General features: G+C 71.1%; 24 protein-coding genes. 18 read left to right on the plus strand and 6 right to left on the minus strand.

All coding sequences use genetic code 11. The features are described from left to right. Window positions 1–14 precede the first annotated feature (14 nt). From atpD to ACQBAS_RS03610, 5 genes are all read left to right on the plus strand, one after another. A complete protein-coding gene (gene atpD, locus ACQBAS_RS03590; RefSeq protein WP_427385018.1) occupies window positions 15–1,472 on the plus strand; it encodes a F0F1 ATP synthase subunit beta in 1,458 nt (485 codons plus the stop codon). Window positions 1,473–1,571: 99 nt separating this feature from the next. Then, window positions 1,572–2,012, plus strand: coding sequence for a DUF2752 domain-containing protein (locus ACQBAS_RS03595; RefSeq protein ID WP_427385019.1), 441 nt, complete (start codon window positions 1,572–1,574; stop codon window positions 2,010–2,012). A 111-nt stretch (window positions 2,013–2,123) separates the two neighbouring features. Beyond that, entirely contained in the window at window positions 2,124–3,398 is a 1,275-nt protein-coding gene (locus ACQBAS_RS03600) for a uracil-xanthine permease family protein (protein WP_427385573.1), read from the plus strand. 57 nt (window positions 3,399–3,455) lie between these two features. Further along, window positions 3,456–3,725: a F0F1 ATP synthase subunit epsilon gene (locus ACQBAS_RS03605; RefSeq protein ID WP_427385020.1), complete on the plus strand. Its 270-nt coding sequence runs from the start codon at window positions 3,456–3,458 to the stop codon at window positions 3,723–3,725. Window positions 3,726–3,737: 12 nt separating this feature from the next. Further along, entirely contained in the window at window positions 3,738–4,166 is a 429-nt protein-coding gene (locus tag ACQBAS_RS03610) for a DUF2550 family protein (RefSeq protein WP_427385021.1), read from the plus strand. Between the two features lie 77 nt (window positions 4,167–4,243). On the opposite strand, the gene ACQBAS_RS03615 is transcribed toward ACQBAS_RS03610, so the two are convergent. Next, a complete protein-coding gene (locus ACQBAS_RS03615) occupies window positions 4,244–4,924 on the minus strand; it encodes a cob(I)yrinic acid a,c-diamide adenosyltransferase (protein ID WP_427385022.1) in 681 nt (226 codons plus the stop codon). 166 nt (window positions 4,925–5,090) lie between these two features. On the opposite strand from ACQBAS_RS03615, the gene ACQBAS_RS03620 reads away from it, so the two are divergent. Continuing rightward, window positions 5,091–5,447, plus strand: coding sequence for an STAS domain-containing protein (locus tag ACQBAS_RS03620; RefSeq protein ID WP_427385023.1), 357 nt, complete (start codon window positions 5,091–5,093; stop codon window positions 5,445–5,447). 153 nt (window positions 5,448–5,600) lie between these two features. Here the strand turns inward: ACQBAS_RS03620 and ACQBAS_RS03625 are convergent, their stop codons facing one another. Continuing rightward, a complete protein-coding gene (locus tag ACQBAS_RS03625) occupies window positions 5,601–8,435 on the minus strand; it encodes an FAD-binding and (Fe-S)-binding domain-containing protein (protein WP_427385024.1) in 2,835 nt (944 codons plus the stop codon). Between the two features lie 260 nt (window positions 8,436–8,695). On the opposite strand from ACQBAS_RS03625, the gene ACQBAS_RS03630 reads away from it, so the two are divergent. Further along, window positions 8,696–10,693, plus strand: a complete 1,998-nt coding sequence (locus tag ACQBAS_RS03630; RefSeq protein WP_427385574.1) for a protein meaA — start codon at window positions 8,696–8,698, stop codon at window positions 10,691–10,693. Window positions 10,694–10,731: 38 nt separating this feature from the next. Then, complete coding sequence (locus ACQBAS_RS03635) at window positions 10,732–11,355, plus strand: histidine phosphatase family protein (RefSeq protein ID WP_427385025.1); 624 nt, start codon at window positions 10,732–10,734, stop codon at window positions 11,353–11,355. A 6-nt stretch (window positions 11,356–11,361) separates the two neighbouring features. Here the strand turns inward: ACQBAS_RS03635 and nucS are convergent, their stop codons facing one another. Beyond that, window positions 11,362–12,057 carry an endonuclease NucS gene (gene nucS, locus ACQBAS_RS03640; RefSeq protein ID WP_427385026.1) on the minus strand — a complete coding sequence of 232 codons (696 nt, stop codon included), beginning with the start codon at window positions 12,055–12,057 and terminating at the stop codon, window positions 11,362–11,364. Window positions 12,058–12,153: 96 nt separating this feature from the next. Between nucS and ACQBAS_RS03645 the strand changes: the two genes are divergently transcribed. Both ACQBAS_RS03645 and ACQBAS_RS03650 read left to right on the plus strand, forming a co-directional pair. Next, window positions 12,154–13,446 carry a 3-hydroxyacyl-CoA dehydrogenase NAD-binding domain-containing protein gene (locus tag ACQBAS_RS03645; protein WP_427385027.1) on the plus strand — a complete coding sequence of 431 codons (1,293 nt, stop codon included), beginning with the start codon at window positions 12,154–12,156 and terminating at the stop codon, window positions 13,444–13,446. 175 nt (window positions 13,447–13,621) lie between these two features. Beyond that, window positions 13,622–13,921 (plus strand): hypothetical protein, encoded by a 300-nt coding sequence (locus ACQBAS_RS03650; protein WP_427385028.1) that lies wholly within the window; start codon window positions 13,622–13,624, stop codon window positions 13,919–13,921. Window positions 13,922–13,954: 33 nt separating this feature from the next. Here the strand turns inward: ACQBAS_RS03650 and ACQBAS_RS03655 are convergent, their stop codons facing one another. The 3 genes from ACQBAS_RS03655 to mce form a co-directional block, all read right to left on the minus strand. Beyond that, entirely contained in the window at window positions 13,955–15,214 is a 1,260-nt protein-coding gene (locus ACQBAS_RS03655; RefSeq protein ID WP_427385029.1) for an AI-2E family transporter, read from the minus strand. Window positions 15,215–15,332: 118 nt separating this feature from the next. Beyond that, the gene (gene ccrA / locus ACQBAS_RS03660) at window positions 15,333–16,673 is read right to left on the minus strand and encodes a crotonyl-CoA carboxylase/reductase (RefSeq protein WP_427385030.1); all 1,341 of its coding nucleotides are present in this window, start codon (window positions 16,671–16,673) and stop codon (window positions 15,333–15,335) included. 155 nt (window positions 16,674–16,828) lie between these two features. Continuing rightward, window positions 16,829–17,272, minus strand: coding sequence for a methylmalonyl-CoA epimerase (gene mce / locus ACQBAS_RS03665; protein WP_427385031.1), 444 nt, complete (start codon window positions 17,270–17,272; stop codon window positions 16,829–16,831). Window positions 17,273–17,436: 164 nt separating this feature from the next. Between mce and ACQBAS_RS03670 the strand changes: the two genes are divergently transcribed. The 8 genes from ACQBAS_RS03670 to ACQBAS_RS03705 all read left to right on the plus strand — a co-directional run bounded on the left by ACQBAS_RS03670 (window position 17,437) and on the right by ACQBAS_RS03705 (window position 24,082). Then, window positions 17,437–18,639, plus strand: a complete 1,203-nt coding sequence (locus tag ACQBAS_RS03670; protein ID WP_427385032.1) for an acetyl-CoA C-acetyltransferase — start codon at window positions 17,437–17,439, stop codon at window positions 18,637–18,639. A 2-nt stretch (window positions 18,640–18,641) separates the two neighbouring features. Continuing rightward, entirely contained in the window at window positions 18,642–19,601 is a 960-nt protein-coding gene (gene meaB, locus ACQBAS_RS03675; RefSeq protein WP_427385033.1) for a methylmalonyl Co-A mutase-associated GTPase MeaB, read from the plus strand. A gap of 22 nt (window positions 19,602–19,623) precedes the next feature. After that, window positions 19,624–19,932 carry a thiamine-binding protein gene (locus ACQBAS_RS03680; protein ID WP_427385034.1) on the plus strand — a complete coding sequence of 103 codons (309 nt, stop codon included), beginning with the start codon at window positions 19,624–19,626 and terminating at the stop codon, window positions 19,930–19,932. 33 nt (window positions 19,933–19,965) lie between these two features. After that, on the plus strand, window positions 19,966–20,475 hold the full coding sequence (locus ACQBAS_RS03685; RefSeq protein WP_427385035.1) for a MarR family winged helix-turn-helix transcriptional regulator: 510 nt from the start codon (window positions 19,966–19,968) through the stop codon (window positions 20,473–20,475). A 96-nt stretch (window positions 20,476–20,571) separates the two neighbouring features. Beyond that, complete coding sequence (locus tag ACQBAS_RS03690) at window positions 20,572–21,231, plus strand: hypothetical protein (RefSeq protein ID WP_427385036.1); 660 nt, start codon at window positions 20,572–20,574, stop codon at window positions 21,229–21,231. A 2-nt stretch (window positions 21,232–21,233) separates the two neighbouring features. Beyond that, window positions 21,234–22,241, plus strand: a complete 1,008-nt coding sequence (locus ACQBAS_RS03695) for a hypothetical protein (protein ID WP_427385037.1) — start codon at window positions 21,234–21,236, stop codon at window positions 22,239–22,241. 96 nt (window positions 22,242–22,337) lie between these two features. After that, entirely contained in the window at window positions 22,338–23,315 is a 978-nt protein-coding gene (locus ACQBAS_RS03700; RefSeq protein WP_427385038.1) for a tetratricopeptide repeat protein, read from the plus strand. 266 nt (window positions 23,316–23,581) lie between these two features. Then, on the plus strand, window positions 23,582–24,082 hold the full coding sequence (locus ACQBAS_RS03705) for a C40 family peptidase (RefSeq protein ID WP_427385039.1): 501 nt from the start codon (window positions 23,582–23,584) through the stop codon (window positions 24,080–24,082). Window positions 24,083–24,084 lie beyond the last annotated feature (2 nt).

Raw genomic sequence — 24,084 nt, forward strand, 5'->3', positions numbered from 1 at the left:
ATAGAGAGAACCCAATGACTGCCACTGTTTCCGAAGAGACCCAGGTGCCCCAGGTGGGTGGCGTGGGCCGTGTCTCCCGAGTCATCGGCCCCGTCGTCGACGTGGAGTTCCCCACCGACGCCATGCCCCACCAGTACAACCTCCTCACCACTGAGGTCGAACTGGCGGGCGAGAAGAAGAACATCAACCTCGAGGTCGCCCAGCACATCGGCGACAACCTCGTGCGCGCCATCTCGCTCCAGCCCACCGACGGACTCGTCCGCGGTGCGCAGGTGCAGGACACCGGCGGCCCGATCTCGGTGCCCGTGGGCGACGTGACCCTCGGTCGCGTCTTCAACACGACGGGTGACTGCCTCAACCTCGCCGAGGGCGAGACGCTCGAGGTGACCGAGCGCTGGGGCATCCACCGCAAGGCTCCCGCCTTCGACCAGCTCGAGTCCAAGACCCAGATGTTCGAGACGGGCATCAAGGTCATCGACCTGCTCACCCCGTACGTCCAGGGTGGCAAGATCGGCCTCTTCGGTGGTGCCGGTGTCGGCAAGACCGTCCTCATCCAGGAGATGATCGCCCGCGTCGCCCGCGACCATGGTGGTGTCTCCACCTTCGCCGGTGTCGGTGAGCGCACCCGTGAGGGCAACGACCTCATGGCTGAGATGGAGGAGGCGGGCGTCCTCGGTCAGACGGCACTCGTCTTCGGCCAGATGGACGAGCCGCCGGGCACGCGTCTGCGCGTGGCCCTGTCCGCCCTGACGATGGCGGAGTACTTCCGCGACGTGCAGAAGCAGGACGTGCTGCTCTTCATCGACAACATCTTCCGCTTCACGCAGGCCGGTTCCGAGGTCTCCACCCTCCTCGGTCGCATGCCGTCCGCCGTGGGTTACCAGCCGACGCTCGCCGACGAGATGGGTGTGCTCCAGGAGCGCATCACCTCGACGCGCGGTCACTCGATCACGTCGATGCAGGCCATCTACGTGCCCGCTGACGACTACACCGACCCCGCGCCGGCGACGACGTTCGCGCACCTCGACGCGACGACCGAGCTGTCCCGTGAGATCGCCTCGCTGGGTATCTACCCGGCCGTCGACCCGCTGACGTCGACGTCGCGCATCCTCGACCGTCGTTACATTGCGGACGACCACTACAACACCGCGGTGCGCGTCAAGCAGATCCTCCAGCGCAACAAGGAGCTGCAGGACATCATCGCGATCCTCGGTATCGACGAGCTGTCCGAGGAGGACAAGATCCTCGTCAACCGCGCGCGTCGCATCCAGCGCTTCCTGTCGCAGAACACCTACGTCGCCAAGCAGTTCACCGGCATCGAGGGTTCGACGGTGCCGCTGGTCGACACCATCGAGGCGTTCACCAAGATCGCCGACGGCGAGCTCGACCACATCGGTGAGCAGGCCTTCTTCATGTGCGGTGGCCTCGACGACGTCGAGCGCCAGTGGGCGGAGATCCAGAAGAGCCTCTGACACAGGACCTGACCGCGGGACACCGCGATCGGAACCGACACCGGGCCGGACCCCTTCACGGGATCCGGCCCGGTGGCATGTCCGGCCTAGGATCTCGTCATGGAGTCGACCGAGCGGGTCCTCGGGGGCACGGCCCTCGCCGTCGCGGCGGCCGGTGCCGCCGGGTTGGCGGCCGCCTTCGTGCTCACACCCGCGGGCGTCGACGACGGCCCCGTCCTGTGCCCCGTCAGGCGCCTCACGGGGCTGCCCTGCCCCGGTTGTGGCCTGACCCGGTCGTGGGTTCACCTCGCGCACGGGGACCTGTCCACGGCGCTCTCGCTGAACCTCTTCGGGCCCGCTCTCATGGCGGCGGTGGCCGCCTTCGTCGGCTACGTCCTCCTGCGTCTGGTCCGCGGGCGCACGCCCGCGCCGGCCGTGGCCCCCTTCCGCTCGCCGTGGACCCTCGCGCCGATCGTGCTCTGGCTGGCCTGGGGAGCGATCCGCGCGGTCGCCCTGGCGCTCGGCGTCGGGGATGACGCCGTTGGGGCCGTGCTGCGCTGACCCGACCCGGTGCACGGTCCGAGACGGACATGCGGCAGGATGCCGCTCGGTCCTCGCACGGTGCGAGGGGCCGGCGACGAAGGAGAACCCTTGCCCAACAACCCTCTCGGGATCGGATGGACCCTGCACGGCGACGGTCGTGAGGTGCGTGCCGGGGAGGTCGTCCGACCCTCCGAGCGACTCACCTGGCCCCGCACCATCGGGCTCGGTTTCCAGCACGTCGTCGCGATGTTCGGCGCGACCTTCCTCGTCCCGCTGCTCGTCGGCTTCCCGCCGTCGACGACCCTCCTCTTCTCCGGCCTGGGCACGATGATCTTCCTCGTCCTCACGGCCGGCCGGGTCCCGAGCTACCTCGGGTCCTCCTTCGCCTTCATCGCCCCGATCACGGCAGCCACGCAGAGCCATGACATGTCCGCCGCCCTCGGTGGCGTCGTCATGGCCGGTGTCGTCCTCGCCGCCGTCGGCGCCCTCGTCCAGGCCTTCGGTCACGCGTGGCTGCGCGCCTTCATGCCGCCCATGGTCACGGGCGCCATCGTCGCCCTCATCGGGCTGAACCTCGCGCCCGCCGCGAAGAACAATGTCGTCACCTCGCCCGTGACGGCCACCGTGACCGTGCTCGTCGTCCTGCTGGTCACCGTGGCCACCCGGCGCCTGCTCAGCCGTCTGGCCATCCTTCTGGGCGTCCTCGCCGGCTACCTCGTCGCGGTCCTGCGCGACGAGGTCGACTTCACGAAGGTGGGTGACGCCGGGTGGTTGGGCATGCCCGACCTGACCACCCCGACCTTCCACCTCGGCGTCGTCGGCCTCTTCGTCCCGGTCGTCCTCGTGCTCGTGGCCGAGAACGTCGGACACGTGCGCTCCGTCGCGGCCATGACGGGGGAGGACCTCGACCCCGTCACCGGTCGCGCCCTCATGGCCGACGGACTCGCGACGACGCTGGCCGGGTTCGGCGGAGGGTCGGGTACGACGACCTACGCCGAGAACATCGGCGTCATGGCGGCCACGCGGGTCTACTCCACGGCGGCCTACTGGGTCGCGGCCCTCGTCGCCCTCGGCCTCAGCTTCCTCCCGAAGTTCGGCGCCCTCATCGCGACGGTCCCGGCCGGTGTGCTCGGCGGGGCCGGCACCGTCCTCTACGGCATGATCGGCCTGCTCGGCGTGCGCATCTGGGTCGAGAACAAGGTTGACTTCGGCAACCCGATCAACCTCATGACCGGTGCGGTGGCCCTCATCATCGGCATCGCCGACTACACCTGGGTCATCGGCGATCTGACCTTCGCCGGGATCGCGCTCGGCACGGCCGCGGCGCTGCTCTGCTATCACGGGATGCGCGCGATCAACCGGGTCACCGGCGCCGTGCCCGACCCCGAGACCGCTGCGTCCTGAGCACGTCAGCGTCGTGGCTAGACTGGATCCAAAGAACCGAGAAGTGAAGGACGCCCCGTGAGCTCGCTGCAGGTTGAAGTCGTTGCCGCCGACCGCAAGGTCTGGGAGGGTGACGCGTCGATGATCACCGCTCGTTCCATCGAGGGTGAGCTCGGCATCATGCCCGGTCACACGCCCCTGCTGGGTGTCCTCGTCGAGGGCGAGATCGGCATCCACACCGAGGGTGGACGCAAGGTCGCCGTCATCGACAGCGGCTTCCTCTCGGTGGACCACGACCACGTCACGATCGTCGCCGAGTCCGTCGACGCCTCCTCGCTCACGGCCTGAGCCAGGCGCGCCGTGTCACCCCTCGTCGCCACCGAGGTCGTGATCGCTGCGCTGTGCCTGCTCGTCCTGCTCGTCATCGTCGCCACCCTCGTGCGACGCCGAGCACTGGCTGGCCACAAGGCGCTCATGCCCTGCGCCATGCGCACACCCGAGTCCCGTCGTTGGCGGCTCGGGTTCGTGCGTTTCGGGCGCGGCACCCTCGAGTGGTTCCCGCTCGCGGGGGTGTCGCTCCGGGCCGAGCGGACCTGGCAGCGTCCGGAGCTCGACCTCGGTCTGCCCACGGAGGTGACGGAGCTCGTCCCCGGGCTGCCGGACGCCGTGTCCGTGACGGCGCAGGACGGCCAGGGCACCGTCCAACTGGCCATCGCCCCGGGGAACTACACGGCCGTCCGGTCGTGGGCCGAGAGCGCCCCACCGGGACACACCAGCTACGTCGCCTGACGAGGAAGGGGTCCGCACCAGCTGGTGCGGACCCCTTCCTGCTGTCCGGTCGCGTGTCGCCGTCCCGCGTGGGGGCGTCAGTCGTCGTCGGTGCGCGGGTCGTCGGCGACCTGTGCCGCCGGGGCCGGACCGCGTCGGCGTCGGACCGGAGCCTGACGTCGGCCACCGCCCGGCTGCCACAGCACGTCGCCGCCGATCTCGAGGTTGGCGATCCGGGCGAGGATGAAGAGCAGGTCACTCAGGCGGTTGAGGTACTTGGCCGTGAGCACGTTGATCCCGCCCTGCCCCTTCGCCGTGCCCGGCGCGTCGCCATACGCCTCGAGGGCGGTCCAAGCGGAGCGCTCCGCACGACGCACGACCGTCGTCGCGAGGTGCAGCTGCGCGGAGCCCGGCGTCCCGCTCGGGAGGATAAAGGAGCGGAGCGGCTCGACCTCAGCCAGGTAGCGGTCGCAGTCGGCCTCGAGCTCGTCGATCCACTCGGCCTGCACCCGCAGCGGCGGGTACTCGTACACGGTCTGCAGCGGGGTGCACAGATCGGCGCCGACATCGAAGAGGTCGTTCTGGATCCTGGTCAGCGTCTCGATGACATCGTCGCGCAGCCCGCCGGACGTCACCGCCACGCCGATGGCGGCGTTGGCCTCGTTGGCGTCGGCATAGGCCTGCAGGCGCGGGTCCGTCTTGCTCGTCCGGCTGAAGTCGCCGAGGGCGGTCGTCCCGTCGTCTCCGACGCGGGTGTAGATCTTCGTCAGGTTGACCATCCCCCCAGCCTTCCAGACGCGCCGTCGGACTGTCCGCCGGGCCACGACTGACCTCCCGTGACCAATCCGTGATCATTTCCGGGACAACTCTTTGCCCAACCCGGGCGTCTCTATCGATAGGACTGGAACACCGGATTCCAGTCAGAGGTCTGGGAGGGGGACACCGATGACCGACATCACCATCACGCCGATCCCGGTGCAGGTCCGGGACGACGAGGGTCAACAGCGCATCACCGTGCACGGCAGGTTGGACGTGCGCACGATTGCGGACGCCCGTCAGGGTCTGCACGCAGCCATCGACGCCGGGCAGGGGCCCCTCGTCGTGGACATGGCCGATGCGGAGATCGGGGATGCGCCGGCCGTCGGTCTCCTGCTGGAGGCGAGCCGTCGCGCGCGTCGGCGCGGCCGGGCGATGAGCCTCGTCGGGGTCGACGAGCGCGGTCGCCGGGTCCTCGTCCGCGGGCGACTCGACCGCGTCCTGGGCCTGGCCCGGTCGACGCGGGAGGCTGCACTCATCGCCTGACCCTTCGGGCGACCCACCTTCGTCGTCGCCCGACCCCCGAGGGGGTCGGGCGGCGCACCACTGTCCGGACGGCTCAGCGGTGCAACGACTCAGCAGTGCGACAACTCAGCGGTGCGACAACTCAGCGGTGCGACAACTCAGCGGTGCGACAACTCAGAGGTGCTGGGCGAGCAACTCGGCGAGGTGGATGCCCTGGCGCTGCGAGGTCTGCTCGAGCTGGGTCCGGCACGAGAAGCCGTCCGCGAGGACGATGCCGTCGGCGGGCAGGGCACGCACGGCGGGGAGCAGCTGCTGCTCGGCGATCTCCACGGACAGGTCGTGGTGGTCGGGGTCCACGCCCCAGTTGCCCGCGAGGCCACAGCAGCCACCCACGCGGTCGACCTTCGCGCCGGCCCGTGCGAGCAGGTCCGCATCGGTCTCCCACCCCATCACGGCGTGGTGGTGGCAGTGCGGCTGCGCGACGACGTCGAGACCCGTCAGGTCCGGCGGTTCCCACCCGGGCGTGGCGGCGAGCACCTCCGCGAGGGTCCGCGTGGCGGACGACACGACGCGGGCGGCCTCCGTGCCGAGCAGTTCGACGGCGTCGTGGCGCAGGACGGCCGTGCAGGAGGGCTCGAGCCCCACGATCGGCAGATCGCCGGCCGCGGCGTCTCCCAGGAGCGTCACGGTCTCGCCGAGCATCCGGCGCGCCGCGTCGAGCTGGCCCGTGCTGATCCAGGTCAGCCCGCAGCAGCCCTCGTCGGCGACGATCTCGACGGTGTGTCCGGCCGCCTCGAGGACGCGGACGGCGGCCACGGCCACCTCGGGGGAGAAGTGGTTCGTGAAGGAGTCCACCCAGAGCGCGACGGTGGCGGGGGTCGTCGGCGTCGGTCGGGTCCGGGCCAAGCGGTGGAAGGTGTGCCGCGCGAAGGCGGGGACCCGGCGCTCCGAGGACACCCCCGCGACCGTCGCGAACCGGCGGGAGACGCCGCTGCCGAGGACGGCGTTGGCGAGGCGGGGCACGCGCGAGGCGAGGTCGGCCCACACCGGCAGCCGGCCGAGCGTGTAGTGCGAGAGCGGCCGACGGCGACCACGGTAGGTCTGGTCGAGGACCTCCGCCTTGTACGTCGCCATGTCGATGCCGGTCGGGCAGTCCCGGGAGCACCCCTTGCAGGAGAGGCACAGGTCGAGGGCGTCGTGCACCTCCGGCGCGTCCCACCGGGGGACGGGGGACTGGAGCATCTCCTGGAGGACGCGGGCGCGGCCGCGGGTGGAGTCCTTCTCGTCCTTCGTCGCCTGATAGCTGGGGCACATGACGGTCGTCGGCGTGCCGGCCGCGCGGCACTTGCCGACACCGGTGCACCGGTGCACCTCGCCGGCGAAGCCCCCGATGCTCTCGAACCGGAAGGTGGTCGCGGGCTGCGCGGCGATCGTGGACGTGCGCAGGTGGTCTTCGGGCGCGTCCGGGTCGACGATGTTTCCCGGGTTGAGCAGACCCTCGGGGTCGAGGATGCGCTTGACCTCGGCCTGGAGCGCGAGGGCATCCGGCGAGTACATGTGCGGCAGGAGCGCGGAGCGGGCGCGACCGTCCCCGTGCTCGCCCGAGAGCGACCCGCCATAGCGCGCCACGAGCGCCGCGGCGTCCTCGAGGAAGGTGCGGAAGAGGGCGCGCCCCCGGTCGTCGCCCTCGCCGAGGGGGAAGTCGATGCGGATGTGGACGCAGCCGTCGCCGAAGTGGCCGTAGGGCACGCCGGTGACGCCGTGTGCCTCGAGCAGGCGATCGAACTCCCGCAGGTAGTCGCCCAGGCGCTCGGTGGGGACCGCGGCGTCCTCCCACCCGCTGAAGCAGGGCCGACCGTCGGGGGTGCGGCCGCTCAGGCCGGCGCCGTCCTCGCGGATCTTCCACAGGGCCGCGGCCGTGCGCGCGTCCGTGACGATCTGCGCGTCGAGCGCGCCAGCCGCGGCGACGAGGCGACGAGCGCGCTCGGTGACCTCGAGGACGTCGTCGCCGACGAGTTCGACGAGCAACCAGCCGTTGCCGCTCGGCAGTTCCGGGATGTCGGCCGGGCCGCTTGCGCGAAGTCGATCGACGATGCGCCGGTCCATCCCCTCGGCGGCCACGGGACCGAAGGGGAGTGCGCCGGGAGTCGCGTCGGCGGCGGCGGCCATGTCGGCGTAGCCGAGCACGACGAGGATCCGCACCGGGGCGTCCTCGACGAGCCGGACCGTCGCCTCCTGGACCAGCGCGAGCGTGCCCTCGGAGCCGACGAGCATCCGGGCCACGTCGAAGCCGCGCTCGGGGAGCAGGTGCTCGAGGGAGTAGCCGGAGACCTGGCGCGGGAACAGTCCGAAGCCCTGCCGGATCGTCGCCAGGTGGGCATCCCGGAGGTCCCGCAGAGCCGCGAGTTGGGGGGAGGACCCGAGGTCCTGGTCGGCGCCGGTCAGCACGAGTCGCTCACCCGTGCCGGTGAGGACGTCGAGGGCGAGGACGTTGTCCGCGGTGCGCCCGTAGCCGAGGGCCCGGGAGCCACACGCGTTGTTGCCGATCATTCCGCCGATCGTGCAGCGGGTGTGCGTGCTCGGGTCAGGGCCGAATCGCAGCCCGTGCGGCGTGGCCGCACGCTGGAGGGCGGCGTGCACCGTACCCGGCTCGACCCGCGCGCTGCGGGTGAGCGGGTCGATCTCGAGGACGCGCCCGAGGTGGCGGCTGTGGTCGATGACGATGCCGGGGCCGACGGCGTTGCCGGCGATCGACGTCCCGGCCCCGCGGGCGGTGATCGGCACGCCCAGGTCGCGGGCCACGGCGAGGGTGGCGGCGATCTCGTCACGGTGCCGAGGCAGGACCACGACGCGCGGCGGGATCCGGTAGAGCGACGCGTCGCTGGAGTAGAGCTGGCGGGCCAGGAGGGAGTCGTCGACCTCGACGCCGGCCCGGCGGAGGGCGAGTGTCAACTCCGCGTCCGGGACCCCGTCGGCGGCGGCGCGCAGGGCGAGGAGGTCGTCGGTCACTGAAGGCTCCTCGGTCGGACGAGTCGGGCGCGCCCACCCTACGACGCGCCTGCGGTCGGGGTGTCAGCCCGCTCGGATCATGGTCCCAGCCGGGCTGCGTCTGGTCACACGGGACCCGACGCAGCCCCATGTGGTCACACCCACAGGCCGCAGAGGTGTCGGGACCCGCGGCACACAGGTAGTTTCCCACCATGCCCGCTGACACTCCCGTGACCCCAGCCGCCGCGCCCGCGCGGCCCGAGCGCGACCGCCCGTGGGTGATGCGCACCTACGCCGGCCACTCGAGCGCCGATGCCAGCAACGCCCTCTACCGGCGCAACCTTGCCAAGGGTCAGACGGGCCTCTCGGTCGCCTTCGACCTCCCGACGCAGACCGGCTACGACCCCGACCACGTGCTGGCCCGTGGTGAGGTCGGCAAGGTTGGCGTTCCGATCAGTCACATCGGGGACATGCGAGCCCTCTTCGACCAGATCCCGCTCGGCGAGATGAACACGTCGATGACGATCAACGCGGTCGCGATGTGGATGCTGGCGATGTACCAGGTCGCGGCCGAGGACCAGGCCGTGGCCGCGGGGGAGGACCCCGCGGAGGTGGTGCGCCGCCTCGCTGGCACGACGCAGAACGACATCATCAAGGAATACCTCTCGCGCGGGACGTACGTCTTCCCGCCGGCGCCGTCCATGCGGCTGATCACGGACATGGTGGCCTACACCGTCTCCACCATCCCGAAGTGGAACCCCATCAACATCTGCAGTTATCACCTGCAGGAGGCCGGGGCGACCCCGGTGCAGGAGATCGCCTACGCGATGTCCACGGCCATCGCCGTGCTCGACGCCGTGCGTGACTCCGGGCAGGTGCCCCAAGAGGAGTTCGGCGAGGTCGTCGGTCGGATCTCCTTCTTCGTCAACGCGGGCGTGCGCTTCGTCGAGGAGATGTGCAAGATGCGCGCCTTCGTGCAGTTGTGGGACGAGGTGACCCGCGATCGCTACGGCGTCACCGACGCCAAGCAGCGACGCTTCCGCTACGGCGTCCAGGTCAACAGCCTCGGCCTGACCGAGGCGCAGCCGGAGAACAACGTCCAGCGGATCGTCCTCGAGATGCTCGCCGTGACCCTGAGCAAGGACGCCCGCGCGCGCGCCGTGCAGCTCCCCGCCTGGAACGAGGCGCTCGGCCTGCCGCGACCGTGGGACCAGCAGTGGTCGCTGCGCCTGCAGCAGGTGCTCGCCTTCGAGTCCGACCTGCTCGAATACGACGACCTCTTCGCCGGCTCCACCGTCGTCGAGGCGAAGGTGGCCGAGCTGGTCGAGGGAGCGAAGGAGGAGATCGCGCGCGTCCAGGAGCTCGGCGGCGCCGTCGCCGCCGTCGAGTCAGGCTACATGAAGTCGGCCCTCGTCGCCTCGCACGCCCAGCGCCGTCAGCGCATCGAGGCGGGGGAGGACGTGGTCGTCGGCGTCAACCGCTTCGAGACGACGGAGCCCAACCCCCTGACCGCCGACCTCGACGCCGCGATCCAGACCGTCGACGCCGACGTCGAGGCCAAGGCGGCCGCGGCGGTCGCCGCGTGGCGGGAGACTCGGGACGCCGACCCCGCGCGTCGCGATGCCGCCGCCGCCGCGCTCGCGCGCCTGGCGGAGGTCGCCGCGACCGACGAGAACCTCATGGAGGCGACCCTCGCGTGCGTGCGTGCCGACGTCACCACGGGTGAGTGGACCCAGGCCCTGCGCGACGTCTTCGGCGAGTTCCGTGCCCCGACCGGCGTGTCCGGGTCGGTCGGCGTGGCCGACGGCGGCAGCGACGAGCTCGTGGCCGTCCGTCGCCGCGTCGCGCAGACCGGCGAGGAGCTCGGCGAGACGCTGCGCATCCTCGTCGGCAAGCCCGGCCTCGACGGCCACAGCAACGGCGCCGAGCAGATCGCGGTGCGCGCGCGGGACGCCGGCTTCGAGGTGGTCTACCAGGGCATCCGCCTGACGCCCGATCAGATCGTGTCCGCGGCCGTGGCCGAGGACGTCCACCTGGTCGGGATCTCGATCCTCTCGGGCAGCCACATGGAACTCGTGCCCGACGTGCTCGCCGGGCTCAAGGCGGCCGGCGCCGGTGACATCCCCGTCATCGTCGGCGGGATCATCCCCGAGTCCGACGCGGCCCGCCTGCGGGAGCAGGGTGTGGCGGCCGTCTTCACGCCCAAGGACTTCGGTCTCAACGAGATCATGGGGCGCTTCGTCGACATCATCCGCGAGTCCCGTCAGCTGACCGACTGAGCCGCGGCCGCCGGACGAGCGCTGGTTAGTCTGCCGCCATGGCCCTCTTCTGCGACGCGACGCTCCTCGTGGCCAGGCATGGCGACGCCGACTACCCGCACGAGGGCGGCATCCTGTCCGACCACGGTGGGTGGCTGACGCCGACGGGGCGCGAACAGGTGACCGCGCTCGTGGAGCGCGTGCGTGACCGGCGCATCGCACGCGTCTTCACGAGTGAACTCGACCGGGCACGGGAGTCCGCGGAGCTCGCGGCCTCCCTGCTCGACGTCCCCGTGGTCGCGCTGCGCGGCCTCGAGGAGTACTCCGTCGGCACCCTCGCGGGTCGGGCGTGGGAGGACCGTCCGCTCCAGCCCATCCAGGACGCCTGGTCGGCGGGCGACCTCGCGCGGCGGATCCCCGGCGGGGAGTCGGGCGCGGACATCATCGAGCGCTACACGGGGGCGCTGCAGGCGATCGCGGACCAACACCGCGGCGAGACGACCCTCGTGATCAGCCACGGCGGCGTCATGTCCTTCGTGCTCCCGCGCGTCTCCGGCAACGTGCGCGACGACCTCGCGGACAAGCGGTTCCTCGCCAACTGCGCGGCCGCGGAACTCCTCGTCGGCGACGACGGGTGGCGCGTCGTGCACTGGCCGGGCGTCGCGGACGACGACGCCGTCTGAGCGCGCTCAGAAGAGGCGCGACTCCGTGTCGTCGATGCCGCGCAGGCCGTCGTAGTCGAGGACGACGCAGCGGATCCCGCGGTCCTCGGCGAGCGTGCGGGCCTGTGGCTTGATCACCTGGGCGGCGAAGACACCCGTCACCGGAGCGAGGTGGCTGTCGCGGTTCATCAGCTCGAGGTAGCGGGTGAGCTGCTCGACGCCGTCGATCTCACCGCGGCGCTTGATCTCGACCGCGACGCTCGCGCCCGTCTCGTCCTTGCAGAGGATGTCCACGGGGCCGATCGCCGTCATGTACTCGCGGCGCACGAGCGACCAGCCCTCGCCGAGGGTGTGGATGTGCTCGGCGAGCAGTCGCTGCAGGTGGGCCTCCACGCCGTCCTTGACCAGGCCGGGGTCGACACCGAGCTCGTGCGCGCTGTCGTGGTGGACCTCATGGATCCGCACCCGCAGCCGGTCCTCCGACTTGGCGTGCTGGACGTTCCAGATCAGCGTGGTGCCCTCGGCCGCCTCGTGCTCCTCGGGCTCGACCTCGGCCATGGCGCAGGGCGGGGACATCCAGTTGAGGGGTTTGTAGGAGCCGCCGTCGCTGTGCACGAGGACCGACCCGTCCGCCTTCACGAGCAGCAACCTGCGCGCCAGCGGGAGGTGGGCGTTGAGCCGCCCTTCGTAGTCGACGCTGCACGTCGCGATCACCAGTCGCACCGGATCACCATAGACGAGGCGATCGTGGCGGCCGTCACCTGTGGGGACCGTCACGGCCACGCGACCTACCGCGGGAACCGTTGCGACACTTCATGAATGGGAGCCACTTCTGCAACCGACCTGTCCGCCGACGTCCCCTCCGCCACCGAAACCGAGGCGGGGAACGCCGCCGCCCGGCTGGCCGACGTCCTCGTCCTGCCCTACCTCAACCACGCCGTGTCGATGTACGAGGCGGGCTACGCCTCGCGTGAGGGCATCGACAACGGGATGATCTTCGGTTGCGGTCTGCCGGTCGGGCCGCTGGCGCGCGTCGACGCGCTGGGGCTGACCTCCGTCCGGGACGAGCTCGCCGCCGTGCACGCCGCCTCCGGCGACCCGCTGCACGCACCGCGCCCGCTGCTCGACCAGCTGATCGACGAAGGTCGGAGCGGCCGCGAGGCGGGCGCCGGCTTCTACACCTACGCAGCTCCCGGCGCGGACGAGGTCGTCGCGGACGACCTCACCCCATCCGGCGGCGTGCCCGAGGGTGTCGAACTGCGGAACGTGGCGACCGTGGGGGTCGTCGGGACCGGCACCATGGCGTCCGGCATCGCCGAGGTCTTCGCGAAGGCCGGCTGGCCCGTCACCGTCGTGGGTCGCTCCGCCGACAAGGTCGAGGCCGTCACCGCGCGGATCGGCACGTCCCTGGCGAAGGCGGTCCAGCGCGGGCGCACCACGCAGGCGGAGGCCGACGCCGTCCTCGCTCGCCTGACGCTGGCCACCTCGCGTGAGGCCCTGGCCGACGTCGACCTCGTCGTCGAGGCCATCGCCGAGGAGTTGAGCGTCAAGCAGGAGCTCTTCCGCGACCTCGACCGCGTCACGGCGCCGGGCACGATCCTCGCGACGACGACGAGCTCCCTGCCCATTGCGGAGCTCGCGGCCGTCACCACGCGCGCTCAGGACGTCGTCGGCATGCACTTCTTCAACCCGGCGCCGGTGATGAAGCTCGTCGAGATCGTCCGCACCGACGAGACCGCGGCCGACGTCCTGGCCACGGTGGCGGACCTGTGCCGGCGCACGAACAAGGTCGCGGTGAGCTGCTCCGACCGCTCGGGCTTCATCGTCAACGCACTCCTCTTCCCCTACCTCAACGACGCGGTGAAGCTCGTGGAGTCCGGGGCGGCCACGATCGACGAGGTCGACGCCGCCATCACGGAGCACCACGGCTACCCGATGGGGCCCTTCGCCCTCCTCGACGTCGTCGGCCTCGACGTCTCCCTCGCGATCCAGCGCGAGCTGCTCGCCGAGTTCGGCCACGAGGGATTCACGCCGGCGCGGATGCTCGTCGACCTCGTCGCCGCGGGGCATCTCGGTCGGAAGACCGGCCGGGGCTTCCGCGACCACGGCTGAACCGGGCCACGAACTTTTTTTCGGAACGCACGCAACCGGATCACCCCCCATCGGCGTCTTAGGTGGTGAGAAGCGCAGGAGGGGGCGCTTCTCCAAGCCTCGGGGGAGGTGAGAAGCCCGGGCCGACCACGTCGGCCCGGGCTTCGCTCGTGTCAGCCGGTGACAGAATGAGGCCATGGCCCGCTCGAACCGTCGTCGCCCCGAGAGTCGACCCCTGAGCGTCGATCGGGCGCTCGGCGGCCTCACCCAGCGGGCGACCTTCCGCGGACGCGCCTTCAACGTCCGCCGCCTCACCGGCGCCAGCTCGGAGCGGACCTATCGCTGCCCGGGCTGCCAGCACGAGATCGTCCCGGGCACGCCGCACGTCGTCGTCTGGCCGGCCGAGGGCATCACCGGCATCGAGGAACGACGGCACTGGCACAACCCGTGCTGGGATCGACGCGACGGCGTGCACACCCCCGGCTCGGTGCTCTGAGGCGAGCCTCGCGGCGGATGGCGTCGAGATGCGTCAGCTGCTCCGCTGGCGCGGGACGACGACCTCGTCGTAGATGAGCAGCAGGCCCGCGGCCACGGGGATGGCCAGGAGGGCGCCGAGCACGCCGAGCAGGGTGCCGCCGGCTAGGGCCGCGACGACGGTCAGCGCGCCCGGCACCGACACCGTGCGCTGCATGATCCGCGGGGCGATGACGTAGTTCTCGATCTGCTGGTAGACGAGGTAGTAGATGCCGACGGTGATGGCGTCCTTCGGCTCGTTGAAGAAGGCCACGAGGCCCACGATGACAGCGCCGAGCGTGGCACCCACGAGCGGGATGAGGCCCAGGAAGCCGACGACGACGGCGAGCACGGCGGGGAAGGGGACCCCGATGATCGTCAGGACGACGTAGCTGGCGAGAGCGTTGATCATCGCCACCGCGGCCTGCCCGATCGCGTAGGAGCCGGTGCGACGCATGATCTCCTCGCTGAGGAGGACGAACCGAGGCCGGCGCGAGGCCGGCACGAGCTCGAAGGCGGCCTGCTTCACCTGCGGGAAGGAGGCGAGGAAGTACAGCGTCAGGACGAGGACGGTCAGCGACTGGAAGGTGCCCGTCGCCACGGCCTTGCTCGCGCCGAGGACGCCTCCGAGGACGCGCTGGGCGAAGGACCCGTCGGTGATGGTCTGCTCGAACTCCGCCTGCGCTCGGTGCAGCGCGTCGTAGTCGCGATCGAGCCGCTGCACCCAGTCGCTGTCGAGCACCCGCTGCAGGTACGTCGGCGCGCTCTGCGCGAGGTCGGTGCCCTGGGAGACGACCGGCGGCACGACGACGAGCCCGAGCAGCACGAAGAAGAGGAGCAGGCCGCCGAAGACGACCGCCACACCGCCGGAGCGGGGCCAGCCGCGCCGGGTGAACCACTCGACGAGCGGGTTGAGGGCCAGGGTGAGGAAGAAGGCGACGACGAGGATCGTCAGCGTCGTCGTGAGCCGACCGATGCTGTTCCACAGCGTGATGGCGAGCAGGGCGCCGACACCGCCGAAGAAGCCGATGTAGAAGGGGGAGTGCTTGTTGAGCGGGCGCCCCAGCGGGCCGTAGCCACGCGCTGTCCCCGCTGGCCCGGGTGCGGGGACGCCGCCTTCGGCATCGGCGTGCAGGGCACGCTCGAGCTGCTCGTCCACCTCGGGCGCCGGCAGCCGCGGCCGCGCCGGGCGGGCTCGCAGACTGGCCCGCTGGCGCTCGCGGTAGTCGAGCGCGGCCCGTACCCGCGTCCGCGCAAACGTCGACACTCGGCCCACCGGCCACCTCCTTGGTCGTGACGACCCTAGTTCCTGGGACCCCTCGACGGTGGCGTGGCACGCGAAGGCGCCCGCACCGTCAGGACGGTGCGGGCGCCTTCGTCAGGCTCGCGCTCGCTCAGGCGTCGGCGAACCGGTTGATAGCGTCGAGGTGCAGGGCGCGCTTCTCCTCGTCGCTGACGCCGAGGCCCCTCTCGGGGGCGAGCGTCAGGACGCCGACCTTGCCCTGGTGCAGGTTGCGGTGGACGTCGAGAGCGGCCTGACCGACCTCCTCGAGGGTGTAGGTCTTCGACAGCGTCGGGTGCACGAGGCCGCGGTTGATGAGTTCGTTGGCCTCCCACGCTTCGCGGTAGTTGGCGAAGTGGCTGGAGACGATCCGCTTGAGGTTCATCCACAGGTAGCGGTTGTCGTACTCGTGCATGTAGCCCGAGGTCGATGCGCAGGTGACGATGGTGCCGCCCTTGCGCGCGACGTAGACCGAGGCGCCGAAGGTCTCGCGACCCGGGTGCTCGAACACGACGTCGACGTCGTGGCCGCCCGTGAGTTCACGGATCTTCTTGCCGAGTCGCTGCCATTCCTTCGGGTTCTGCTGGGTGCCCTCCTCGTTCCAGAACCGGTAGTCCTCGGCGCGACGGTCGATGATGAGCGAGGCGCCCATCTTCCGGCAGATCTCGGCCTTGTCCGCGGAGGAGACGACGCAGATCGGCTCGGCACCCGAAGCGAGAGCCATCTGCGTGGCGTAGGAGCCGAGGCCACCGGACGCGCCCCAGATGAGGACGCGGTCACCGAGCTTGAGCGCGGCACCGTTCTTGGAGACGAGCTGACGGTAGGCGGTGGAGTTCACGAGGCCGGGGGAGGCCGACTCCTCCCACGTCAGGTGCTTCGGCTTCGGCATGAGCTGGTTGGCCTTGACGATGGCGAGCTCGGCCAGACCGCCGAAGTTCGTCTCGAAGCCCCAGATGCGCTGCTGGGGATCCATCATCGTGTCGTTGTGGCCGTCGGCGTCCTCGAGCTCGACCGAGAGACAGTGGGCCACGACCTCGGTGCCGGGCTTCCACTTCGTCACGCCGGGGCCGGTGCGCAGGACGACGCCCGCCAGGTCGGAGCCGACGATGTGGTACGGCAGGTCGTGACGCTTGGCGTACTCGGAGGTGCGGCCGTAGCGCTCGAGGAAGCCGAAGGTCGACACCGGCTCGAAGATCGACGTCCAGACGGTGTTGTAGTTGATGGCGCTGGCCATGACGGCCACGAGGGCCTCACCGGGCGCGAGCTCGGGGACCGGGACGTCGTCGAGGTGGAGGCTGCGGCGGGGGTCCTTGTCACGGGAGGCGAGGCCCTCGAACATGCCGACCTCGTCCTTGTGGACCGTGGTGGCGCGGTAGGTCTGCGGGATGGCGAGGCCGGCGTACGTCGCCTCGCTGCGGTCGCCGGAGAGGATGGCGTCGCGAATCTGCTGCATGGGATGGCTCCTCGGCCGTGGTGGTGGGGGTCGGGGGCTGGGATCCTGAGAAACCTACCCATGGGTCAAGTAACTCGGGAGGCGGTGAGACCCTGCTCACCGGTGATGAGCGTCACCGCCGACCCGGTCGGGTCAGTGGGTGGATCGGCGGTGGGTCAGTGGGCGGTGTCCGCGGCCGGCTCGACGAGCTCGACGAGGATGCCGCCGGCGTCCTTGGGGTGGATGAAGTTGACCCGGGAGTTGCTCGTCCCGCGCTTGGGGGTGTCGTAGAGGAGGCGCAGACCGCGCTCGCGCAGGGTGTCGCAGACGGCGTCGATGTCCGCGACCCGGTAGGCCATCTGCTGGATGCCGGGACCCTGGCGGTCGAGGAACTTCGCGATCGTCGACGCGGGGGACAGCGGCGCGAGGAGCTGGATGCACGAGCCCGAGGCCCCGACGCTCATCATCGCCTCGCGTACGCCCTGTTCCTCGTTGACCTCCTCGTGGGCCAGCGTCATCCCGTAGACGTCACGGTAGAAGGCGATGGCGTCGTCGAGGTCGGTCACGGCCACCCCGACGTGGTCGATGTGGGTGAAGAGATCAGTGGTCTGCGCGGTCATGGCGTCAGGCTAGTGAGGGACCCCCTCGATCGGGGCGGCTCGTGATGGATGCCACCTCTCGGGCGGGTGTCGACGCACCGGCCCCGTGGCTAAGGTGAAGAGGAGCCGCGCGCACCCCCTTCGGTCCGGCGCGGGACCATCACCGTCGTTGGAGGCACAGCCGCATGTCTGACCGTCCCGTTTCCGTCATCGTCGCGGGGGCACGCACCCCCATGGGTCGCATGAGCGGCTCCCTCAAGGGCTTCTCCGGCTCGGACCTCGGTGGCTTCGCCATCAAGGGTGCGCTCGAGAAGGCCGGCATCTCCGGCGCTGACGTCGACTACGTGATCATGGGTCAGGTCCTGACGGCCGGCGAGGGCCAGATCCCCGCCCGTCAGGCCGCGATCAAGGGCGGCATCCCCAAGGACGTCCCCGCGCTGACCGTCAACAAGGTGTGCCTCTCCGGCATCGACGCCATCGCGCTGGCCGACCAGCTCATCCGCGCCGGCGAGTTCGAGATCGTCGTCGCCGGTGGTCAGGAGTCCATGACCAACGCGCCGCACCTGCTGCCGAAGAGCCGCGAGGGCTTCAAGTACGGCGACGTGGCCATGAAGGACTCGATGGCCTACGACGGTCTCCACGACGTCATCACCAACCAGGCGATGGGTGCGCTCACCGAGGCGCACAACGTCGACGAGTCCGCCTTCACCCGTGAGGAGCAGGACGAGTTCGCCGCCGCCAGCCACCGCAAGGCCGCGGCCGCGTGGGAGGCGGGCGCCTTCGCCGACGAGGTCGTGCCCGTCGAGATCCCGCAGCGCAAGGGCGACCCGGTCGTCTTCGCCACCGACGAGGGCGTGCGCGTCGAGACGACCGTCGAGTCCCTCGGCCGCCTGCGTCCCGCCTTCTCCAAGCAGGGCACCATCACCGCCGGCTCCGCCTCGCAGATCTCCGACGGCGCGGCCGCCGTCGTCGTCATGAGCAAGGCGAAGGCGGAGGAGCTCGGCCTGACGTGGCTCGCCGAGATCGGCGCCCACGGCGTCGTCGCCGGCCCCGACTCCTCGCTCCAGGCTCAGCCCGCCAACGCCATCGCAGCGGCGTGCGCCAAGGAGGGCATCGCGCCCAGCGATCTCGACGTCGTCGAGATCAATGAGGCCTTCGCGGCCGTCGGCCTGGCCTCGACCAAGCAGCTCGGCATCGACCCGGACAAGGTCAACCCCAACGGTGGCGCCATCGCCATGGGTCACCCGCTCGGGATGTCCGGGGCCAGGATCACCCTCGCCCTGGCCCACGAGCTGAAGCGTCGCGGTGGCGGCGTCGGCGCGGCCGCGCTCTGCGGCGGCGGCGGTCAGGGCGACGCCCTGATCGTGCGCGTCCCGGCGCAGGTCTGACCTTGGTCCGTCCGGTCGACGTCCCGGCCCTGGTGGAGTCCGCCAGGGCCGGGACGCCCCGGGCCGTCGCCCGCCTCATCTCCCTCGTCGAGGACGCCCACCCCGCCCTGCGCGAGGTCATGACGGCGCTCGCGCCGCACTCGGGCACCGCGCACGTCATCGGGCTGACCGGTCCGCCGGGAGTCGGCAAGTCCACGACGACCAACGCACTCGTCGGGGCACTGCGGGCCCGCGGCAGCACGGTCGGGGTCCTCGCGGTCGACCCGAGTTCCCCCTTCACGGGCGGTGCCCTGCTCGGCGACCGGATCCGGATGGAGGAGCACGCCACCGACCGCGGCGTCTACCTGCGCTCGATGGCTTCCCGCGGGCATCTCGGTGGGCTGTCATGGTCGACACCTCAGGCGATCCGGGTGTTCGATGCGGCCGGCTGCGACGTCGTCCTCGTCGAGACCGTCGGCGTCGGGCAGTCCGAGGTCGAGGTGGCCGGGCTCGCCGACACGACCGTGGTCCTGCTCGCGCCCGGCATGGGCGACGGGATCCAGGCGGCGAAGGCGGGCATCCTCGAGATCGGCGACGTCTTCGTGGTCAACAAGGCCGACCGGGACGGCGCGGACAACACGGTCCGCGACCTGCGCCACATGATCCAGCTCTCCGACCGCACGACGCCCGGGCTGTGGCGCCCGCCCGTCGTGCGCACGAGTGCGCTGAACCGGACCGGCATCGACGACCTGCTCGAGGGCCTCGACGCCCACCGCGCCTGGCTCGAGGACACCGGGCAGTTGCGCGTGCGCCGGGTCCGCCGCGCCGCGGACGAGATCGAGGCGCTCGCCGTCGCCGAGGTGCGGCGGCGGATGGGGGTGCGTCGTGACGGCGCGCGGCTCGAGGTGCTCGCCGGGGACGTGGCCGACGGCCGCACCGACGCCTACACCGCGGCCGACGAGATCGTCGCCGCGCTGTCCTGACGGGCGACGCTAGGTTGGGCGCATGCTTCTTGCCTTCTCCATTGCCCCGTCCGGTCCCGCCGCCGATGGCTCCTACTCCCTGGCCGTCGCGGAGGCCGTCCGGATCGTGCGCGCCTCCGGCCTCCCGAACCGCACCGACGCGATGTTCACGACCATCGAGGGGGAGTGGGACGAGGTGATGGCCGTCGTCAAGCAGTGCGTCGACGCCATGGCCGAGCACGGTGACCGCGTCGGGCTCGTCATGAAGGCGGACATCCGCCCCGGTCACACCGGCCAGCTCACGGCGAAGGTGGAGCGGGTCGAGGAACGACTCGCGGCGGACCACGGCTGACGACCTGGTCCCGCCCGCACTAGGTTGTCGCACGTGCTCCCCTTCGACCCCATCGCGCGCGCCGCGCAGCTGTGGCGTCGGCGCTGGGGCCCGCAGAGCCACGCCGTGTCGATGGCCACGGGGACGTCGATCATGCGTGTCCAGCAGTTGCTCATCACGCGCTACGACGCCGTGGCCGCGCGCCAGGGCCTGACCTTCGCGCGCTACGAGGCGCTCGTGCTGCTCGCCTTCAGCCGGGACGGGCGCCTGCCGATGTCCCGGATCGGGGAGCGGTTGATGGTGCACCCGACGAGCGCGACGAACACGATCCAGCGCCTGGCGAGTCAGGGATACGTCGAGCGGGTGCCCAATCCCGACGACGGGCGGAGCACCTTCGCGGTCCTCACCCCGGCCGGCCGAGCGGCCATGGAGGCCGTCACCCGCGACCTCGAGGAACTCGACTTCGCCCTCGGCGACCTCACGCCGGACGAGCACGCGCAGCTCTTCGACCTGCTCCGGCGGGTGCGGGCCGGGGCCGGAGACTTCGACGTCGAACGACCGTGACGATTTTGTGACCTGACGGATCTTTGCGAAAGTTGATGTCTGCCCCGACGGCGAGTACGTGCCGACGGGGCCCATCGGCAAGTGAGGAATCCACCCGTGTCCAGCCCCCTCAAGATCGTCGGTGCCGTCCTGGCGCTGGCCGGTCTCGCGCTCGCTTGGTTCGCGCTGCCCTACGCCACCCACCTGGGCAGCGACGGCAGTGCGGAGTTCACCGCGAAGCCCGACAAGGCCGGCGTCGTCGTCATCGAGCCGTCCGTGCTCAACCGCGTCGACACCCCCGTGCGCATCACGGCGAAGGCCGCCGACGGTCGCGAGGTCTGGATCGGGTCGGCCTCGCCGTCCGACGCCAAGGCCGTGCTCAAGACGACGAAGGTCGCCCGCGTCACCGCGGTCGACGTCGACGGCTGGTCGGCCGCCACCGTCACCAGCGGCAAGGCCAAGGCGCCGGACTTCGCGGGCATCGACCTCTGGCGTGGGACCGACACCGGCAAGGACAGCGCCGAGCTCGTCATCCGCCAGGAGAACGCGCCCGAGACCGTCATCGCCGCGAGCGACGGCGAGCTCACCGAGGTGACGCTCACGTGGACGCGCTCGTCGTGGTTCGCCATGGCGCTCGCGGCCACCCTCCTCGGCTTGGCCCTGATCGGGACCGGCGCCTGGCTCATCCTCCGAGGCGGCCGCCCCTTCGCGCGCCTCGACCGCCCCATCCGCGACACCGACCCGGCGCCCCGCGTGGCCGTCGATCAGGAGCAGTGACCATGCAGACGACCACCCTCAGCCGCCGAGTTCGACTCTTCGCCGGCTCCGCCGTGGCGGCGCTCGCGCTGACCGGATGCGGCCTCGGCTCGTCCATCGTCGGGGTGCAGGACGCCCCCACGGAGACCACGACCGGTGCCGCCGTGCCCGCCGGCTCGGCCAAGGACCTCGCCGTCACGGCGCTCGAGGCGGCCAAGAAGGCCCAGGAAGCCACCGGCAAGGGATCGTGGTCGGCGCGCTCGAAGGCGCTCGCCGGACCCGCACTGCTCGAGGCGCACGCCCGGGCGAAGTACCGGTCCGCCAGCGAGAAGGCCATCGCCGAGGTGTCCGAGCCGGAGAAGGCCCAGGTCCTCGCGGTGTCCCGCGGCACCGAATGGCCCCGCGCGATCCTCGTGACGACGCGGGAGAAGAACGTCCAGTCGCTGCACGCGCTGATCTCCGACGACGCCCGCAACCCGTACCGCCTCTTCGCCTCGGTCGAGATGGCACCCGGCGCGAGCGTCCCCTCCCTCGGGGAGCTCGCCTCCGGCAGCCCGCTCGTGATCGACGGCAAGGGTATGGCCGGGTCGCCGAAGAGCCTCTTCCGCGACTACGCCAAGGACATGGGCTGGCCGCGTCCGCGGAGCTTCGCCAAGACCGTCTCGCTGGGCGACTCGTTCTCCACCGCGGTCCGCAAGAACGCCGCGGCCCAGCGCAAGAGCCTGCGTGACCTCGGCTACTACCGGCAGCGGCACCTGCTGCTCGACGAGCAGATCATCGGCTTCCGTCTCGCCGACGGGGGAGCGCTCGCCTTCGGCAGCCTCTCGCGCCACGACACGATCCGGTCGAGCAAGAGCACGAAGCGATTCGTCCTGCCGGACGACCTCGCCAAGGCGCTCAAGGTGCGTCGCGCCGCGGACATCGTCAAGATCCGCAACGTCGAGACCCTGGCGATGACCATCCCGGCGAAGAAGGGGACCGCGCGCATCGTCGGTGCCCACGAGCAGTTGGCTTCCGCCTGGACGCAGTGAGCTGTGACCCGGTGACGGACTGACCTTCGGAAGGGGGTCGGCAGACGCCGACCCCGGTGGCGCCCCGCGACGGGGCGATGAGGGAGAATCGACAACATGACTCAGCACACCCCCGGAGCGGGCTTCGGCCGCGGTGCGATCGACCTCGGCCGGCTGTCCGGCCCCACGAACCCTGCCGCCTCGGCACCAGCCCCCGGCGCCGGAGGTCCGGCAGGGGGTCCGGCCGCTGGCGCTGCCACGAGCCCCGTCGCCGGCGTCCCCGCCGGCCTCGTCATCGAGGCGACGGACGCGACCTTCAACGAGGTCGTCAGTGGGACCGTCCGCGTCCCGGCCGTCGTCGTCATCTGGTCGGCGAGCGCTCCCGAGAGTGAGCAGCTGCGCCAGGACGTGCGCACGATCGCGGCGAGCCTCGAGGGCCGTCTGCAGGTCGTCGAGATCAACGCCGACACCAACCCGGGCATCCTCCAGGCACTCCAGGCACAGCAGCTGCCGATCGCCCTGGGGCTCGTGCAGGGCCAGCCGGTGCCCCTCTTCGCCGGTGCCATCCCCGCCGATCAGCTCCGCGGGGTCCTCGACCAGCTCCTCGCCCTCGCCGTGCAGCACGGCGTGACCGGGCGCGTGGAGCTGGGCTCCGCGACCCAGGTCGACGAGATGCCGCCGCTGCCACCGCTCCACGCCGAGGCCTACGACGCCATCGACCGAGGCGACCTCGATGCGGCCGTCGCGGCCTACACCCAGGCGCTGAAGCAGAACCCCAAGGACCACGACGCCGAGATCGGGCTCGCCCAGGTCGGCCTGCTGCGTCGCACGAGCGACGTCGACCCGCAGGCCATCCGGTCCGCCGCGGCCGAGGCGCCGGACGACGTCGACGCCCAGCTCGCCGTGGCCGATCTCGACGTGCTCGGCGGACACATCGGCGACGCGTTCACCCGCCTCATCGACCTCGTCGTGCGGACCGCGGACGAGGACCGTGAGCGGGTTCGGGCTCACCTGCTCGAGCTCTTCGCGGTCGTCGGCAACCACGACGAGCGCGTCCGCAAGGCGCGCACGGCGCTCATGAGCGCCCTCTTCTGAGCAGCGTCGCAGAGGGACGGACGGCACCTGATCGACCGGGGGTGGCGGAGATCCGCCACCCCCGGTCGTTCGCCCCGGAATGGCGGGGAAAAGTCATTACTGTATGGCCCCTCTGAGCGCCATAGACGAACTGACTATTTGACCATTCGTTACTCATCCGTGATCGTGGATGACTGTTCACGGCCCCACCACGTTCCCCCGGCGGCGGTGTCTGTCCTCACCGACAGACGTGTGGACCTGTCCTGTCCCCGTCGGAAGACTTCCTTGTGCGTCCCCACCTCCCCGTCCTGAAGTTCAGTTCCGCCCTCGCCACGGCCGCGCTCGCCGGCTCGCTCGGCGTCACCGCCACCTCGATCGCCGCGGCACCCGCCGCCCAGGCCACGGAGCGCACCGCGTCCGCCTGGGCCCGCGACGCGGCCGCCGACCTCGCCGTCACACGCGTGAGTCGGACCCCCTACCGCTACGGCGGCACGAGCCTCTACACCGGGGCCGACTGCTCCGGGTTCTCCAAGGCCGTCTTCGCCAACAAGGGCGTCTCCCTTGCGCGGACCGCCAACGACCAGCGGCTGTCGATGCGTGCGATCTCCCGCGCCTGGCTGCGCCGCGGCGATTTCATCTTCTTCAACTCCGGCGGCCGGACCTACCACATGGGCATCTACGTCGGTGACGGCTACATGGTCGACGCTCCGGGCTCGGGTCGATACGTCACCAAGCGCAAGCCCTGGACGACGTCCGGCGTCACGTACGGCACGCTGCGCCCGCGCTGATC

The sequence above is a fragment of the Janibacter zhaoxuefangae genome, from assembly GCF_050271985.1.
Classification (GTDB): domain Bacteria; phylum Actinomycetota; class Actinomycetes; order Actinomycetales; family Dermatophilaceae.

Excerpts from the sequence above, each read along its gene's own strand:
- atpD (WP_427385018.1), top strand. The coding sequence starts at position 15 with ATGACTGCCACTGTTTCCGAAGAGACCCAGGTGCCCCAGGTGGGTGGC.
- ACQBAS_RS03595 (WP_427385019.1), top strand. The coding sequence starts at position 1,572 with ATGGAGTCGACCGAGCGGGTCCTCGGGGGCACGGCCCTCGCCGTCGCG.
- ACQBAS_RS03615 (WP_427385022.1), bottom strand. The coding sequence starts at position 4,924 with ATGGTCAACCTGACGAAGATCTACACCCGCGTCGGAGACGACGGGACG.
- ACQBAS_RS03620 (WP_427385023.1), top strand. The coding sequence starts at position 5,091 with ATGACCGACATCACCATCACGCCGATCCCGGTGCAGGTCCGGGACGAC.
- ACQBAS_RS03630 (WP_427385574.1), top strand. The coding sequence starts at position 8,696 with ATGCGCACCTACGCCGGCCACTCGAGCGCCGATGCCAGCAACGCCCTC.
- ACQBAS_RS03635 (WP_427385025.1), top strand. The coding sequence starts at position 10,732 with ATGGCCCTCTTCTGCGACGCGACGCTCCTCGTGGCCAGGCATGGCGAC.
- ACQBAS_RS03645 (WP_427385027.1), top strand. The coding sequence starts at position 12,154 with ATGGGAGCCACTTCTGCAACCGACCTGTCCGCCGACGTCCCCTCCGCC.
- ACQBAS_RS03650 (WP_427385028.1), top strand. The coding sequence starts at position 13,622 with ATGGCCCGCTCGAACCGTCGTCGCCCCGAGAGTCGACCCCTGAGCGTC.
- ccrA (WP_427385030.1), bottom strand. The coding sequence starts at position 16,673 with ATGCAGCAGATTCGCGACGCCATCCTCTCCGGCGACCGCAGCGAGGCG.
- mce (WP_427385031.1), bottom strand. The coding sequence starts at position 17,272 with ATGACCGCGCAGACCACTGATCTCTTCACCCACATCGACCACGTCGGG.
- ACQBAS_RS03670 (WP_427385032.1), top strand. The coding sequence starts at position 17,437 with ATGTCTGACCGTCCCGTTTCCGTCATCGTCGCGGGGGCACGCACCCCC.
- ACQBAS_RS03680 (WP_427385034.1), top strand. The coding sequence starts at position 19,624 with ATGCTTCTTGCCTTCTCCATTGCCCCGTCCGGTCCCGCCGCCGATGGC.
- ACQBAS_RS03695 (WP_427385037.1), top strand. The coding sequence starts at position 21,234 with ATGCAGACGACCACCCTCAGCCGCCGAGTTCGACTCTTCGCCGGCTCC.
- ACQBAS_RS03700 (WP_427385038.1), top strand. The coding sequence starts at position 22,338 with ATGACTCAGCACACCCCCGGAGCGGGCTTCGGCCGCGGTGCGATCGAC.